Consider the following 15,437-nt stretch of genomic DNA (forward strand, 5'->3'; position numbering starts at 1 on the left):
CCGCGGCGATCTCGGCGCTCCTCCTCCCGAAGGGGCGAGACACGTCCCCGGGAAGGCATCCGTGAAGTCATCGATCATCACCCAGGCCGTCGCCGCCGCACTCGTGACCGGCGGGGTCGCGCTCGCCGCGGCAGGCGCCGGCACCTCCGCCCAGGCAGCACCGGCGCAGGCGGCACCGGCGCGCGCCGCCGTCACCGTGACCATCACCGCGGAGGGCACCGACATGTCGGGCGTGGTCAAGAGCGCGCGCCCGGCGCTCTGCGCGGCCGACCGCACCGTGAAGGTCTTCAAGCTCGTCGACGGCGAGCCGCACCTGTGGGCCTCCGACACCACCGGCCTCGAGGGCTCGAGCTGGGTCTGGTCGACCGGCAACACCGGCACGGAGGGCCGCTTCTTCGCCAAGGTCGGCCCGAAGCCCGGCTGCAAGGCCGACGTGAGCCCGACGATCCGGGTCCGCCGCAACCCCTGAGGCCCACCTGCGCGTTCCGAGGACGCCGTCCGTCCGGGTTCGGTCCTAGCCTGCGGCCATGGCCATCGCACGCTTCCCGACCACCGTCCTCGACTGCCCGGACGCCGGTCTCCTCGCCCGGTTCTACGGCGCCCTGCTCGACTGGGAGGTGCGCGACGAGGGCGAGTGGTTCGAGGTCCGGGCCGACTACGGCGCGTGCCTGTGCTTCCAGCAGGTCGAGGACTACCGCCGCCCGACCTGGCCGACCCAGGAGGTGCCGCAGCAGAGCCACCTCGACGTCGTGGTCGACGACCTCGACGTGGCCGAGCAGGCCGTCGTCGAGCTCGGCGCGACGAGGCACGAGCACCAGCCCGGCACGACCTTCCGGGTCTTCCTCGACCCGGCCGGGCACCCGTTCTGCCTCTGCCTGGGCTGATCGGCGGCTCAGGCGACCGTCGTGGTCAGCGGCACCGTGTGCACGAACCCGTCGACCCGCACCTGCACGAAGAGCCGGTAGGTGCCGGCGACGTCGAACGAGGTGTGGAAGGTCAGGTCGCTGCCGGCGTCGGTGGTCGTCGGTGCCCCGATCGGGTGGGCGTGCACGAAGGCGCCGGTCTCGACGTCGAAGCCGGTGAGGTGGGCGTAGGAGCCGAGGTAGGTCCCGAGGTTCAGCACCCCGGACGCGCCGTCGCTGACGGTCATCTCGAACTGCGAGTCCACCCCCGCCGCCAGCGTCTCCGGACCGGCGATGGTCACCACCCCGTCCGAGGCGGTGCTGCCCGGAGCCTCGCCGGTCGGCGGGGACGTGCCCTCGACGAGGGCCCGCACCCCGAGGACGACGTGGCTGCCGTCCTCCTGCGCCGCCGGCAGGAACTCCGCCACCACCCGGTACTCCCCGGGGTCGGCGACGTCGACCCGCGCGCGCCACGTGCCGTCGTCCTCGAGCACGGGGTGCAGGTGCCGGAAGTCGGTCAGGTCGTCGCGCACGACGTAGAGGTGCAGGAGCTTGGTCTGCTCCTCGACGTAGTCGGTGACCGCCCCGCCCCGGGAGTCGAGGATCCGGAAGGTCAGGTCGCCGGGTTCGCGGGACACGTCGGGGAACTGCAGGTCGGCGAGGCGGTACCCGCCGGCGTCGGCCGTGGTGCCGTCCCCGAGGAGCGTCGTGTGGGTGTGCTGCTGGCCGTCCCCGGCCGGGGAGAGCACCTGGCGGCCCTCCTCGACCTCCGGGTCGTCGGAGCAGCCGGCCACCGCCAGCAGCAGCACCAGCGCCGCGAGGGCGCGTCCTGGCCATGTCTTCCTCATCAGCCCACCTCGAACGTGACAGTCGTGACCGGGTTCTCGAACTCGCTGGCGCGCAGGCTGACCTGCACCTCCCACGTGCCGGCCGACGGGACCACCGTCTCCACGACGTAGGTGCCCGCGGCGACCGGCAGCACCGGCTGCTCGCCGAGGTCGACGCTGCCGTCGGCCGAGCGGATGGCGACCGAGGGCTCCGCGAACCCGTCGACCGGGTCGCCGGCCTGGTCCTGCACCTGCACGGTGACCGTGTTGGGCCCGCGGGTGCCCGGGACCATCGTGGCGAGCACCTTCGCGTCGGCGAGCACGCCGACCTCGACGCGCGAGGCCACCGGTGCGCGGGTCGGCGCGTCCTCGCGGGGCGACTGGTTCGTGAGGAACCCGGTCACCCCCAGCAGGACGACGATCAGCGCCGTCTCGACGCGGACGGCGCCGCCCACCCGCAGCACGGCCCCGCGGCGGGCGGAGTGGCCGATGCCGCCCGTCGCCGCCGGGAGGAGCCGGAAGCGGTTGTAGCCGGCGACGAGGCCGACGACGGCGGCGATGGCCACCTTGACGAGCAGGAGCCGCCCGTACGTCGTCTCGAACAGCGGGCCCCACCCGCCGAGGATCCGCCAGCCCATCAGCGCGCCGGTCACCGCGAGCAGGCCCAGCGACCCCGCGGCCACGGTGGAGAACCGGCTCAGCACGAGGGCGGCGTCGCGCTCGCGCCCGCTGAGCGAGCGCAGCGTGAGGGCCAGGCCCGCCAGGCCCCCCAGCCAGGCGGAGCCGGCCGCGAGGTGCAGCAGGTCGGTCGTGGTGACCAGCCACACCGGCTCGATGGCGCGCGAGTGCCCGACCAGCGCGGGCGACAGGGCCGCGACCGCGGCGGCGAGGACAGCGACCCGCCGCCGGGTCCGGGTGGTCCCGAGGCAGGTGATGGCGACCAGCAGCCCCACGGCCTGGAGGGCCAGGACCAGGAGGTCGTCGCCGACGAACTCGAGGTCGACGGCCGTGGACTCCCCGAGCTGGTTCAGCGCGAGCCCCTGCTGGTAGGCGCCGGCGAGCGGGACGGCCGCGGTGCCGGCGAGGACGGCGACGCCGGCGGCGGACCAGAGCACCGTCTCGAGCCGCCGGCGGACGGCGTCGTCGACCCGGACGCCGCCGAGGGCCCACGCCAGGAACAGCACGAGGCCCGCGGCGGTCAGCAGGCCGACGTACCCGAGGCCCTGGACGACGCTCAGCGCCGTGCGGACCTGGCCGGGGTCGGCCTCCGGCACCTTCGGCGCCGCGACCTCGGCGCTGGCCGCTCCGATCGAGAACGTCAGCGACCCCGCGATCGGGTGGCCGTCGGCCGAGATCGCCCGCCACACCACGACGTACGTGCCGTCGTCGAGGGTGTCGGGCAGGTCGGCGACGATCTCCTTGTCGCTGCTCGAGGCGTCGGCGGCGACGGGGTCACCGGCGGCGTCGAAGACCAGGACGCCGTCGGCCGGCAGCGACACCGCCTCGTCGAAGGTGAACGTGACGACGTCGGGCGTGCTCGCCAGCACCTCACCCTCGGTGGGGTCGCTGCTGACGAGCGTGGCGTGGGCGGAGGCCGGTGCCGCCGCCCCCACGACCAGCAGGAGGACGGCGAGCACCAGCCCCGCGGCTCCGAGGAGCCGCGGGACCGGTCCTCGACTCACGCGGAGGTGGTGCGACCGCGCAGGAGCGCGAAGCCACCGACGAGGATGCCGGCGATGCCGGCGACCAGGCCGGCGATCGCGAGCCCGTTGCCGGAGTCGTCGTCCGACGCCTCGGACGCCGGCTCGGCGGACGCCTCGGTGTCGCTCGAGGTCTCCGCGGCGGTCTCCTCGGCCGGCTCGGCCGTCTCCTCGCCCGCACCGTGCGCGTCGGCGCCGGCGGCGGTCACCTCGAACGCCGGGGCCGGGCTCTCGAGGTCGTCCTCGGACTGGCCCTCGGCGGCGATCTCGGTCCAGGGCGTCTCGCCCTTCTCGCACGTCTGGATCGTCGGGAACGCCAGGGCCTGGCCCTCGGCGTCCTCGGGCAGCTGCACCTGCACCTCGAAGGTGTCGCGGTAGCCGTCGGGCAGCGGCGTCCTCGCCGTGTAGGTCACCGTCGAGACCCGCTCGGTGAGCTCGTTGCCGTGCGAGTCGGTCACCGGCGGGTCGAGCTTCTCGACGGTCTTCTCGACGTCGTAGTAGTCGTTGCGGGTCGGGGTCGCGGCGTTGATCCCCTCGGGGATCTGGATCGCGATCGACGTCGTCGGGGAGCCCTCGCAGCCGTGGCCGACGCTGAAGGTCAGCACGGTGTAGGCGCCGGCGGCGGTGTCGGACGGCGTCACGGTGACGTGGGCGGAGGCCGGGGCCACGAGGCCCAGGGCGAGAACGGAGGTGCCGGCGGCGGTGGCGCCGAGGCGCGCGAGCATGCGTCGGGTGGTCATGGTGGTTCCTTCGTCGAGGGGTGCAGCGATCGCTGCGGAGGATGGTCGGGCGTACTCACCGGACCGTCCGTCGACGAGTCGGCGGAGGTCAGGCGGGGGCGGGGACCACCGGTGGGCCGCGCCGGGGCGCGGCCGAGACGACGAAGCGGGTGAGCAGCGCGACCGGGGCCGGCACCGGCGCGGGCGCCAGGCGCAGCGACGGGAGCGGCGGCAGCTGCTGACGGGTCCAGCTGACCACGACCTCGACCGCGCGCGCCCGCAGCTCCCAGGCCAGGGCGGTGACGAGACCCCCGGCGGCGTGCACGGCGAGCATCCGCGGGTCGAGCACGGCGTGGACGTGGTGGTGCAGGGGGTCGCCCCCCGACATCGCGGTCGGGGTGAGCGCCGTGATCCAGGCGTGCAGCAGCAGTTGCGCGGCGACCAGCACCGGGACGGCGACCAGCGGGCGGATGCGCCCGCGCAGCACCAGGAGCCCGGCGCCGAGGACGACGACGGACATCGCGACGACCCAGGCGGCCGAGGGCAGCGTGCCGCCGGCCCACAGGTGGCCCAGGGCCAGGACGCCGGTCACCTCGACGGTCGTCGCCGCGGCGCGGAGGGTGACACCCTCGCGCGGCAGGACTCGGACCGTCAGCACCCGCTCATTCTGCCCGTTCGGACGCGGCGGCGCTGCGCCGGGCCGAAACCTGCGACGCTCCGGGACGCGCGGGCGCGGGTCACCGGGCAGGGACGAGCGCCCGCGAGGTCGGCTGGAGCCGGGCCGCGGGTGCCTCGGCGGTCCGCCGGGAGATGTTGAGGAGCAGGCCGACGGCGAGCATCGAGGCGAACATCGAGCTGCCGCCGTACGAGACGAAGGGCAGCGGGACGCCGGTGACGGGCATGATCCCGAGGCACATGCCGATGTTCTGGAAGGCCTGGAACCCGAACCAGCAGGCGATCCCGGCGGCGGCGACCCGGCCGAAGACGTCGTCGGTGCGCTGGGCGATCCGCAGCGCGCGCCACAGCACGATGCCGAGCAGCGCGATGAGCAGGCCGGCCCCGACCAGGCCGAGCTCCTCGCCGGCCACGGTGAAGACGAAGTCGGTGTGCTGCTCGGGGACGAACCCGGACCGGGTCTGCGAGCCGTTGAAGAGGCCCTGGCCGAACATCCCTCCGTTGCCGACGGCGATCCGGGCCTGCTCGACGTTGTAGCCGGCTCCGCGCGGGTCGAGGTCGGGGTCGATGAAGGCGAGGAAGCGGTCGACCTGGTAGTCCTCGAGGACCCCGGCCGTGACCGCGGCGACGACGCCGGCGACCCCGCCGGCACCGAGCAGCGCGAGCCAGCGCCGCGGCGTGCCCATCGCGGCGAGCACGCCGAAGACGGTCGCCGAGAGCACCAGCATGGTGCCGAGGTCGGGCTGGAGCAGGATCAGCACGGCCGGCACCCCGGCGATGAGCAGCAGCAGGACGACGTCGCCCAGGCCGATCCGCCCGCGCCGGCGTCCCTCCGAGCGCTCGGCCACGACGAGGGCCATGCCGATGACGACGGCGAGCTTGGCGAACTCCGACGGCTGGATCGACATCCCGCCGACCATCAACCAGGACTTCGACCCGTTGACGACCGACCCCATCGTCAGCACCAGCACCAGGCCGCCGATCGAGGCGAGGTAGACCAGCGGCGCGACGATCCGCACCCACCGGTGGTCGGTCATCAGGACGACGACCAGCAGGCCGAGCCCGATGGCGACGTTGATGATCTGCTTCTGCAGGTAGGCGCGCGGGTCGCCGCCGGTGAGGTCGGCACGCGCGCTGGTCGCCGACCAGACCAGGACGCAGCCGATCACGCTGAGCGCGACGACGGCGAGGAGCAGCAGCCGGTCGAGGCCGGGCACGGTCTTCACAGGTGGCCCCTCACTGGTCGTCGTCGGTGCGGATGGCGGGCGGCAGGATCGAGCCGTCGTCCTGGAAGACCGGCAGGTCGCGCGGCAGCGTCGTGCCGGGCACGGCGGCCTTGTCGGGCACGACCCGGTCCTCCCGGACGCCGTACAGCGCCTCCCAGATCTTGCGGACCGCCGGGCCCGAGGTGCCCGAGCCGGTGCCGCCCTGGCTGACCATCATCACCACGACGTAGTCGTCGGAGTACGACGCGACCCACGAGGTCGACTGCTTGCCGTAGACCTCCGCGGAGCCGGTCTTCGAGCGGATCTCGACCTCGTCGAGCGGGAAGCCGGTCATCCGCCACGCCATCGTGCCCTGGCGGGTGACCCCCTTGAGGGCGTCGTCGATGTAGCCGATCACGTGGTCGGGGAGGTCGACGGTGCCGGCCACGCGCGGCTTGACGTCGCGCACCACGGTGCCGTCGGCGGCGACGACGGCCCGCGCGACCCGCGGCTCGTAGAGCGTCCCGCCGTTGGCGATCGCACCGTAGGCCCGCGCGAGCTGGAGCGGGGTGACGATGGTGTCGCCCTGCCCGATCGCGAAGTTCACCGCGTCGCCGGCGCGGTAGGCGAAGCCCTCGATGCAGAACTCACGGGCGAAGGTGTAGACGAAGTCGGAGGTGTCGTCGTCCTGGGGCTCGTCGGCGATCCCGCAGTAGTACTCCTTCATCGACTGGTAGTAGGAGCGCTTCCAGCGGCGGTCCGCGATCCGGCCGGACGCCTCGCCGGGGAGGTCGATGCCGGTCTCCTGGCCGAAGCCGAACTTCTTCGCCTCCTCGACCAGCGGGTCCTGCGCGTCGACGTCGTCGACGTCGGAGCCGTAGCGCTGCCAGTAGTCGAGGCCGACCCGGTAGAAGAACGTGTTGCACGAGACCTCGAGGGCCTCGGCGAAGGAGATGTAGCCGTAGGCGCCGGACTCGTAGTTCTTGAAGTCGCGGTTGCCGACGGCCAGCGACGAGGAGCAGTTGAGCCGGGTGTCCTCGTCGTAGCCGTGCGTGAGCGCGCCGGCGGTCATGAACGGCTTCCACGTCGAGCCCGGGGCGTACTGGCCCTGCGTGGCCCGGCTGAGCAGCGGGGTGCCGGCCTCCTCGGAGTAGAGCTCCGCGAGCTGCTTCTTGGTGATGCCGCCGACCCAGACCGACGGGTCGTACGTCGGCTGGCTGGCCGCGGCGACGACCCGGCCGGTGTCGGCCTCGAGCACGATCGCGGCGCCCGCGTCGGCGACGTAGTTGCGACCGGTGACGGTGTCGCGGGTGGCGCGGGCGGTGGTGATCGTCTCGTGCAGCTGCTGCTCGACGATGCTCTGGACCTTCGCGTCGATCGAGGTGACCAGGGTGTCGCCCGGCTGGGCCTCGACCCGCTCCTCGTCGCCCATCACGCGACCCATCGAGTCGACCTCGACCTGGTCGTAGCCGGGCATGCCCCGCAGCCACTGGTCGTACTGCTGCTCGATGCCCGCGCGGCCGACGACCGACGCCCCGTTGACCGACCGGTCGCCGTTGCCCTCGGCGGTGTCGAGCTCCTCCTCGGTGATCGGGCTGAGGTAGCCGAGCAGGTGGGCGGCGTTGATCCCGAAGGGCTTCGGGTAGGCGCGCACGGTCTGCTGGTCGACGACCACGCCCGGGTAGTCCTCGGGCTGCTCGCGCAGCTGCTGGGCCTTGCGCTGGGCGAGGTCCTCGGCGACGGGCACCGGCTGGTACGGCGAGCCGTTCCAGCACACACCCGGCTCGGAGCCCTCGGCGCCGCAGGTGACCAGCTTCTTCTCGATCCGGCCCGGCCTGACGTCGATCACCTTGCCCACCCGCCTCACCAGGGTCCGGCGGTCCTTCTCGTCGAGCTTGTCGAGCACGGTGCGGTCGAGCGAGACGACCCACGTCAGGCGGTTGGTGACCAGGGGTCGGCCCTGGTCGTCGACGATCAGGCCGCGCGTCGGCTGGACGACGATCTCGCGCACCGACTGGGCGGCGGCGCGGCCCTGGTACTCGGCGCCGCTGACGACCTGCAGGTAGTAGAGCCGCACCAGCAGCGTCGCGAACAGCGAGAAGACCAGCGCCTGGATGACGATCAGCCGCAGCCGGCTGCGGGTCGCGGAGGACGTGGCGGCGCTCATGTGGCGAGCGCCGCGGGGTCGAGCCGGGTCAGGCCGCGCATCACGACCGGGACCACGAAGGCCGCGAGGACCAGGTCCCACACGACCCCGGCCAGCACGACCTCGAGCAGGTCCGGCACCCCGGCGCCCGGGTCCAGCAGCAGCCCGGTCAGCGTGAACAGCGAGGAGCCGAGGAACGAGCAGGCGGCGACGGCGGCGAGCGCACCGCCCACCCCGGCAGGCGCGTCCTGGCGGACCCGGCCCGCGACGTGCCCGACCACGAGCAGGGCCAGCGCCCAGCGACCGGCGGCGTGGTCGGCGGGCGGCGCGAGGTCGAGCAGCAGACCGGCGCCGAAGCCGAGGACCATCCCGAAGTGCGCGCCGCGGGCGAGCCCCGCCGCGACGACGACGAGCAGGACGACGTTCGGCCCGACGCCGTGCCAGGCCAGGTGCGGGAAGACGGTGGTCTGCAGCACGAGGGCGACGGCCGCCGCGAGCGCGACGAAGGCGACGCGCACCGAGGAGAGGCCGGTCATCGCAGGCTCCCGTCCGCCTCGACGACGGCGCGGTCGCTGCGGGTGCCCGACGGCACCGCGACCCCGACGAGGTCGAGCGCGGCGAAGTCCACGAACGGGTCGATCACCGCGCGCTGGCTGGTCTCGCGGACGCTGTTGTAGACCGAGACGACCTCGCCGACCGGGATCCCGGCGAGGTAGGGGCTGTCGCCGTTGCGGCTCCCCCACGTCACCACGACGTCCCTCTCGCGCGGGACGACGGTCTGGTCGACGAGCTCCAGGTCGAGCCGGGCCTCGTCGCCGAGGTCGCCGCGGCCGGTGAGGAAGCCCAGCTCCATGTCGGCCGCGACCCGGGCGCCGACGGCGGAGTCGGGGTCGACGACGAGCAGGACGGTCGCGGTGGTGCTGGTGACGCGCAGGACGCGGCCCACCAGGCCGTCGTTGTTGAGGACGGTGAGGTCGGGGGTGATGCCCGAGCTGGAGCCGGCGTCGATGGTGACGGTGGCCGAGAAGGACTGGGAGGCGCCGATGCCGATGACGCGGGCCGGCACCAGCGCGGTGCCGAGGTCGGTGGCAGCGGCGGTGAGGCCCTCGAACTCGGCGAGCCGGTTGCGGTCGAGGTCGGTGGTGCGGACCTGCGAGCGCAGCTGGTCGTTCTCGGCCTCGAGCGAGGCGAGCTCGCCGCGCATCTGGTCCTTGTCCTCGAACCACTCGGGCAGCTCGACGAACGGGCGGACGGCGCCGGCGGTGAAGGACTGCGCGGGTCCGACGACCTCGCCGACGGCGCGGCGGGCCGGGTCGAGCACCGAGCCGCTCTGGTCGAGGACCATCAGGCTCGCGCAGGCCAGGACGAGCGCGAGGACGAGGGAGCGCGGCGGCGTCCCCTTGCCGGGCTCGCCGCCCTCGTTGCGGGCCAGGCCGTAGCGGCGCTGGGGGAAGGGCTTCATCGGTGCCGCCGGTTGTCGGCCACGAGCACCTGCTGCAGCGCCTCGAACTCCTCGACGCAGCGACCGGCACCGAGCGCGACCGAGAGCAGCGGCTTCTCCGCGACGTGGACCGGCATCCCGGTCTCGTGGCGCAGCCGCTCGTCGAGGCCGCGGAGCATCGCGCCGCCACCGGTGAGCACGATGCCGCGGTCCATGATGTCGCCGGCCAGCTCGGGCGGGGTCTGGTCGAGGGTCACGCGGACGGCGTCGACGATCGCGTGCAGCGGCTCCTCGATCGCGTGCCGGATCTGGGTCGCACTGACCTCGATGGTGCGGGGCAGGCCGCTGACCAGGTCGCGTCCGCGGACCTCGGCGACCGGCTCGTCGGTCGCGGGGAACGCCGACCCGAGGGTCATCTTGACCTCCTCGGCGGTGCGCTCCCCCAGCATCAGGGAGTGCTCCTTCTTCATCCAGCTCACGATCGCCTGGTCGATCTCGTCGCCGGCGGTTCGGATGGAGAGGCTGGTGACGATCCCGCCGAGCGAGATCACCGCGACCTCGGTGGTGCCGCCGCCGACGTCGACGACCATGTTGCCGGTCGGCTGGTGCACGGGCAGGCCGGCGCCGATCGCGGCGGCCATCGGCTCCTCGACGATGTAGACCCGGCGGGCGCCGGCCTGGTAACCGGCCTCCTTGACGGCACGCTGCTCGACGGCGGTGATGCCGGACGGCACGCAGATGACCATGCGGGGCTTGGCGAAGTAGCGGCGGCGGTGCACCTGCTGGATAAAGTGGCGCAGCATCTGCTCGGTCGCGTCGAAGTCGGCGATGACGCCGTCCTTGAGCGGCCGCAGCGCGGTGATGTTGTCGGGCGTGCGCCCGACCATCCGCTTGGCCTCGTGGCCCACCGCCAGCACCTCGCCGGTCGTGTCGTTGAGGGCGACCACGCTCGGCTCGTCGAGGACCACGCCCTTGCGCCGGACGTAGACCAGCGTGTTGGCGGTGCCGAGATCGACGGCCATGTCGCGGCCGATGATGCTGTTCGCCATGCGCGCACGCCTCACTGCTCGTGCGCGATCCGGGGAAGGAGGCATGACGCGCGCACGGACGCCGTACCCGGTAGCGAGCGTAAGCAGTGGGACGGGTGTGACGCCGGAGGCGCGTGGGGTGTGTCGCGAACCGGTCGACCGTCGGCGGGACCGGTCAGGTCGTCGGGTGGCGCGTCCGGGCGGTCGCCGCGCTCCTCGTCGGGACGCCGCGGCCCGGGTCGCCGGCCGTCACGGCAGCACCCCTCAGCCCAGGGCGGGGAACCAGAGCGCGATCTCGCGCTCGGCCGACTCGGGTGAGTCGGAGGCGTGCACGAGGTTCTCGCGGTTCGAGAGCGACAGGTCGCCGCGGATCGTGCCGGGCGCGGCCTTGCGGCCGTCGGTGGCGCCGTTGATCGCACGGACGACGTCGATCGCCTCGTCGCCCTCGAGCACGAGCGAGACGAGCGGGCCACTGGTCGCGAAGGTGCGCAGCGGCGGGTAGAAGTCACGCTCGACGTGCTCGGCGTAGTGCTGGTCGGCTATCTCGCCGTCGATGGCACGGTGCTCCATCGCGACGATCGTCAGCCCCTTGGCCTCGAACCGCGACAGGACCTCCCCGACCAGTCCGCGGCGGACGGTGTCGGGCTTGAGGAGGACGAGGGTGCGCTGCGTCATACCGGGCAGCGTAGTGCTCCGTCGTGGGGCGCGATGACGCGGTGATCCGGATCCCGGTCGAACCGGATCCCGGTCGAACCGGATCCCCGTCGGACCGGATCCCCGTCGAACCGGATCCCGTCGAACCGGGCTCGCTAGGCGAACGAGGCGGCGCGGGCGACGACGTCGGCCGGGACGTCGTCGTGGGAGTCGTCGCCGGAGACCGGGCCGGAGGAGACCCGGCGCAGCGGGATGACGCCGCCCCAGACGCCGGCCTCGACGTCCTCGGGGTCGTCGACGGGACCCTCAGCGCGCTTCTTCATCGAGGCCTCGCGGAGCGGGACCGCGAGCACCGAGGTGGCGGCCAGCTCCTTGCGGGTGTTCGCCCGCAGCGTGGCGGAGCGGCCCGGCACCATGTGGTCGACCGTGAGGGCGAGGGCGTGCGCCTTCTCGTCGGGGTCCCGGACGATCCGGGCCGGCCCGATGACGACGACCGAGCGGTAGTTCATCGAGTGGTGGAACCCCGACCGGGCGGCGACCAGCCCGTCGAGCTCGGTCACGGTCACGCAGATCGTCGTCGAGCCGGCCCCGGTCAGCCACCGGGCCGCGACCGAGCCGTGGATGTAGAGCGTGCCGTCGTCGTCCGGGCCGTCCGGGTCGACCGCGAACGCGACCGGCAGCACCACGGGGTGGTCGCCGACGTTGACGCCGACGTGCGCGACGAGGGCGTCGTCCAGCAGGGCGAACATCTCGGCGCGGTCGGCCAGCGCGCGGTTGCTGCCGCGGCGGACGGTCGTGCGCTCGGTCGGGGACAGCGGCGATGACGGGGACGATGACGGGGACGATGACGGGGGCGTGCTCACGGCTCTAGGGTGACACCGAAGTGGCCTGCACGAACGGGCCACTTCCCGACCAGTCGAACAGGACACTCGCGTGCCGAACCTCCCCGTCGTCCTCGACCGCACGGCCGCCGACCCGCTGCACCGCCAGCTCTCCGCCGGGGTGCGGGACCTGGTCGTCGACGGCGTCCTGCCCCGCGGCGCCCGGCTGCCGAGCTCCCGGGCCCTCGCCGCCGACCTCGGCGTCTCGCGATCGGTCGCCGAGCAGGCCTACGACCAGCTGCTCGCCGAGGGCTGGCTGGACACCCGCCGAGGGTCGGGCACGTACGTCGCCACGGCCGGCCACGCGACCGCGACGGCTCCCCCGCGACGCCTCACCCCGGCCGAGCCGCCCCTGGTCCGCCTCGACGCCGGCACGCCCTGGATCGACCCGCGGCACGGCGCCGGCTGGCGGCGGGCGTGGCGCGAGGTGTCCGCGGCCACCCCACCGCGCGGGTACGACGACGCCCGCGGCCTGACCGAGCTGCGTGCCGCCCTCGCCGAGCGGATCGGTCGCACCCGCGGCCTGCGCGTCGACCCCGAGGAGGTGCTGGTCACCGGCGGCACCACCGACGGGCTGCGCCACCTGCTCGACGTCCTGCCGCCCGGCTCGGTCGCGCTCGAGGACCCCGGCTACCGCGCGGCGGTCGAGACGGTGCGCTCCGCGGGTCGCGACGTCGTCGACCTCCCGGCCGGGCGCCCGGTCACCGACCTGGGCGGCAGCGCCGCCGCCTACGTGACGCCCGCCCACCAGCACCCGCTCGGCCTGGTGATGCCGGCTCCCGACCGGCTCACCCTGCTCGCCTCGGCGCGCGCCGCCGGCACGGTCGTCGTGGAGGACGACTACGACTCCGAGTTCCGCTACGACGTCGCCCCGGTGCCGGCCCTGGCCGCGCTCGACCGGCGCCGCGTCGCCTACGTCGGGACGGCGTCCAAGTCGGTCGCGCCGAGCCTCCGCCTGGGCTGGATGGTCCCGCCGCCCGACCTGCTCGACGCCGTCTGCCGCCGGCGCAGCGCTCGGCACGACGGCGTGTCCTGGCCGGTCCAGCGGGCGTTCGTCGCCCTGCTGCGCGACGGGTAGGTCGACAAGGTGGTCCGCTCCGCCCGGCGGGTCTACGCCGAGCGCGCCCCCCGGGTGGCCGAGGTGCTCGCGCCGTGCGCGACGCCGGCGGGACCGAGCGCCGGCATGTACTCGACCTGGCTGATCGACCAGGACCGCGCGCTGTCCGCCCGGGACGCGGCGCGGCGGGCCGGCTTCGACGTCCCGCTGCTCACCGACTACACCCGAGGCTCGGGGCTGACCGGCCTGGTCGTCGGCTTCGGCGGTGTCACCGACGCCGAGCTCGACCGGGCGCTGGCGGCGCTGCGCCGCGGCCTCGACGGCGGCTGAGGGTCAGGTGCCCTGCTGGGCGTCGAACGCGGCGTACGCCGCCGCGCGCTCGCGCTCGATCTTCACACCCAGGAAGTACGCCGTCGCCCAGAGCAGGCCGAACAGCCCGCCCAGGAAGAACATCGTCGTGACCAGGAACCCGAGGCCGACGGCGGCCACCTGGATCGCCCACCCCAGCGCGTAGCCCCACTCCTGGCGGAGCATCCCGGCCACGAGCAGGGAGGCGACGGTCAGGCCGATCCCGATCGGCAGCGCGGTGCCGGGCGCGACGCCGGCGACGGTGATCATCACCGGCGTGCTCAGCCCGAGGGTGATCGCCTCGAGCGACAGGACGGCGGCACACATGCCGCGCCGCGGCGAGCGGGTGCGCTCGCTCACGCCGTCCGTCCCTTCAGGAGCGCGCGGGCCTCCCCGACGGTGATGACCGACCCCGTGACCAGGACGGCGCCGGAGCTCAGCGAGCTGCTCAGCACCTCACCGGCCTCGGCGAGCGTCGCGGCCTGCTCGATGGCCTCGGCCAGCCGCGGCTCGACGGTGACCCGGTCCTCGCCGAACACCTCGATCGCGACCTTGCCGAGGTCGGCGGCCGCGAGCGCCCGCTCGGTCGAGCTCTGCGTGCAGACGACGTGGGCCAGGTGCGGCTCGAACGCGGCGAGCAGCGCCTCGGCGTCCTTGTCGTTCATCACGCCGATGACGCCGATGATCGGGTCGAGCTGGAAGGAGTCCTCGAGCGCCGCGGCGGTGGCCTCGGCGCCGTGCGGGTTGTGGGCGGCGTCGAGGATCACGGTCGGGCTGCGGCGGATGACCTCGAGCCGGCCGGGCGAGCTGACCTCGGCGAAGGCGGCACGCACGATGTCGTCGTCGAGGGCCTGGTCGCCCCCGAACGCCTCCACGGCGGCGAGCGCCACGGCGGCGTTCTGGGCCTGGTGCGCCCCGAACAGCGGGATGAAGACGTCGTCGTAGCGGGCCCGGATCCCCTGGAGGGAGACGACCTGCCCGCCGACGGCCGCGGAGCGCGCGGCGACCCCGAAGTCGATGCCCTCGCGCAGCACGCTCGCGCCCACCTCGGCGGCCCGCTCGGCGATCACGGCGGCGACGTCCGGCTCCTGCGCGGCCGAGACCACCACGGAGCCCGGCTTGATGATGCCGACCTTCTCCTGCGCGATCGAGGCCGGCGTGTCACCGAGGTAGCGCGCGTGGTCGACGGCGATCGGCAGCAGCACCGCGACGTCGGCGTCGATCACGTTGGTGGCGTCCCACGCCCCACCCATGCCGACCTCGACCACCGCGACGTCGACCGGGGCGTCGGCGAAGGCGGCGTAGGCCATCGCCACGACGGTCTCGAAGAAGCTCAGCGGGTGCGGCTGGTCGGCGTCGACGAGGTGCGTGTACGGCGCGACGTCGTTGAACGCCCGCACGAACGCCTCGTCGTCGAGGTGCTCGCCGTCGATGCTGATCCGCTCGGTCATCCGCTCCACGTGCGGGGAGGTGAACCGGCCGGTGCGCAGGTCGAGCGCCCGCAGCAGGGTGTCGATCATCCGCGCGGTGGACGTCTTGCCGTTGGTGCCGGTCAGGTGCACCGAGCGGTACGACGTCTGGGGGTCGCCCAGGATCTCGGTGAAGGCCCGGATCCGGTCGAGCGAGGGCTCCAGCTTCGACTCGGGCCAGCGCGACAGCAGCGCGTCCTCGACCTCCTCGAAGCTCTGGGCCAGGCGGGGTGCGTCAGGTACGTCCGGGGTCTCACTCATGTCACGCCGAGTCTAGGCCGTCGCCCCGCGCCCGGTCCCAACGCCGAGTCGGCCCGCCGTCGCGCCGACCAGCGCAGAAACCTCGGGCGCGGTGACAACCCTCGCGCCGGGCCGCCTCGTCGTG

The 15,437-nt window shown here is 73.9% G+C and carries 17 protein-coding genes; 4 read left to right on the forward strand and 13 right to left on the reverse strand.

Annotated features, from left to right (window positions below; translation table 11 throughout):
- The first annotated feature begins 61 nt into the window (after nucleotides 1-61).
- Both E4623_RS02490 and E4623_RS02495 read left to right on the forward strand, forming a co-directional pair.
- Nucleotides 62-469: a hypothetical protein gene (locus tag E4623_RS02490; RefSeq protein WP_134764918.1), complete on the forward strand. Its 408-nt coding sequence runs from the start codon at nucleotides 62-64 to the stop codon at nucleotides 467-469.
- Nucleotides 470-527: 58 nt separating this feature from the next.
- Entirely contained in the window at nucleotides 528-884 is a 357-nt protein-coding gene (locus E4623_RS02495) for a VOC family protein (protein WP_134764919.1), read from the forward strand.
- 8 nt (nucleotides 885-892) lie between these two features.
- Here E4623_RS02495 and E4623_RS02500 read toward each other — a convergent pair whose 3' ends face one another.
- From E4623_RS02500 to E4623_RS02550, 11 genes are all read right to left on the reverse strand, one after another.
- On the reverse strand, nucleotides 893-1,750 hold the full coding sequence (locus E4623_RS02500; RefSeq protein WP_134764920.1) for a hypothetical protein: 858 nt from the start codon (nucleotides 1,748-1,750) through the stop codon (nucleotides 893-895).
- Entirely contained in the window at nucleotides 1,750-3,411 is a 1,662-nt protein-coding gene (locus E4623_RS02505) for a copper resistance protein CopC (RefSeq protein WP_134764921.1), read from the reverse strand. The genes E4623_RS02500 and E4623_RS02505 overlap by 1 nt, the downstream gene beginning before the upstream one ends.
- Nucleotides 3,408-4,169, reverse strand: a complete 762-nt coding sequence (locus E4623_RS02510) for a YcnI family protein (RefSeq protein WP_134764922.1) — start codon at nucleotides 4,167-4,169, stop codon at nucleotides 3,408-3,410. Before E4623_RS02510 ends, E4623_RS02505 begins: the two co-directional genes overlap by 4 nt.
- 88 nt (nucleotides 4,170-4,257) lie before the next feature.
- Nucleotides 4,258-4,806, reverse strand: a complete 549-nt coding sequence (locus tag E4623_RS02515) for a hypothetical protein (protein WP_134764923.1) — start codon at nucleotides 4,804-4,806, stop codon at nucleotides 4,258-4,260.
- Between the two features lie 79 nt (nucleotides 4,807-4,885).
- Complete coding sequence (rodA, locus tag E4623_RS02520; RefSeq protein ID WP_134764924.1) at nucleotides 4,886-6,049, reverse strand: rod shape-determining protein RodA; 1,164 nt, start codon at nucleotides 6,047-6,049, stop codon at nucleotides 4,886-4,888.
- Nucleotides 6,050-6,059: 10 nt separating this feature from the next.
- Nucleotides 6,060-8,195, reverse strand: coding sequence for a penicillin-binding protein 2 (gene mrdA, locus E4623_RS02525; protein ID WP_134764925.1), 2,136 nt, complete (start codon nucleotides 8,193-8,195; stop codon nucleotides 6,060-6,062).
- Nucleotides 8,192-8,710 carry a rod shape-determining protein MreD gene (gene mreD / locus E4623_RS02530; RefSeq protein ID WP_134764926.1) on the reverse strand — a complete coding sequence of 173 codons (519 nt, stop codon included), beginning with the start codon at nucleotides 8,708-8,710 and terminating at the stop codon, nucleotides 8,192-8,194. Before mreD ends, mrdA begins: the two co-directional genes overlap by 4 nt.
- Nucleotides 8,707-9,636: a rod shape-determining protein MreC gene (gene mreC, locus E4623_RS02535; protein ID WP_134764927.1), complete on the reverse strand. Its 930-nt coding sequence runs from the start codon at nucleotides 9,634-9,636 to the stop codon at nucleotides 8,707-8,709. The genes mreD and mreC overlap by 4 nt, the downstream gene beginning before the upstream one ends.
- On the reverse strand, nucleotides 9,633-10,664 hold the full coding sequence (locus tag E4623_RS02540; protein ID WP_134764928.1) for a rod shape-determining protein: 1,032 nt from the start codon (nucleotides 10,662-10,664) through the stop codon (nucleotides 9,633-9,635). Before E4623_RS02540 ends, mreC begins: the two co-directional genes overlap by 4 nt.
- A gap of 243 nt (nucleotides 10,665-10,907) precedes the next feature.
- Nucleotides 10,908-11,318 carry a nucleoside-diphosphate kinase gene (gene ndk, locus E4623_RS02545; protein WP_134764929.1) on the reverse strand — a complete coding sequence of 137 codons (411 nt, stop codon included), beginning with the start codon at nucleotides 11,316-11,318 and terminating at the stop codon, nucleotides 10,908-10,910.
- 134 nt (nucleotides 11,319-11,452) lie between these two features.
- A complete protein-coding gene (locus tag E4623_RS02550) occupies nucleotides 11,453-12,160 on the reverse strand; it encodes a pyridoxamine 5'-phosphate oxidase family protein (protein WP_245154798.1) in 708 nt (235 codons plus the stop codon).
- A 70-nt stretch (nucleotides 12,161-12,230) separates the two neighbouring features.
- Between E4623_RS02550 and E4623_RS02555 the strand changes: the two genes are divergently transcribed.
- Both E4623_RS02555 and E4623_RS23100 read left to right on the forward strand, forming a co-directional pair.
- Entirely contained in the window at nucleotides 12,231-13,256 is a 1,026-nt protein-coding gene (locus tag E4623_RS02555; RefSeq protein ID WP_245154800.1) for a PLP-dependent aminotransferase family protein, read from the forward strand.
- Nucleotides 13,257-13,265: 9 nt separating this feature from the next.
- Complete coding sequence (locus tag E4623_RS23100; RefSeq protein WP_245154801.1) at nucleotides 13,266-13,565, forward strand: hypothetical protein; 300 nt, start codon at nucleotides 13,266-13,268, stop codon at nucleotides 13,563-13,565.
- 3 nt (nucleotides 13,566-13,568) lie between these two features.
- Here E4623_RS23100 and E4623_RS02560 read toward each other — a convergent pair whose 3' ends face one another.
- Nucleotides 13,569-13,943: a DUF4233 domain-containing protein gene (locus tag E4623_RS02560; RefSeq protein WP_245154803.1), complete on the reverse strand. Its 375-nt coding sequence runs from the start codon at nucleotides 13,941-13,943 to the stop codon at nucleotides 13,569-13,571.
- Nucleotides 13,940-15,313 (reverse strand): folylpolyglutamate synthase/dihydrofolate synthase family protein, encoded by a 1,374-nt coding sequence (locus E4623_RS02565; RefSeq protein WP_134764930.1) that lies wholly within the window; start codon nucleotides 15,311-15,313, stop codon nucleotides 13,940-13,942. The genes E4623_RS02560 and E4623_RS02565 overlap by 4 nt, the downstream gene beginning before the upstream one ends.
- Between the last annotated feature and the right edge of the window lie 124 nt (nucleotides 15,314-15,437).

The sequence above is a fragment of the Nocardioides sp. 1609 genome (assembly GCF_004522105.1).
Classification (GTDB): Bacteria; Actinomycetota; Actinomycetes; order Propionibacteriales; family Nocardioidaceae; genus Nocardioides.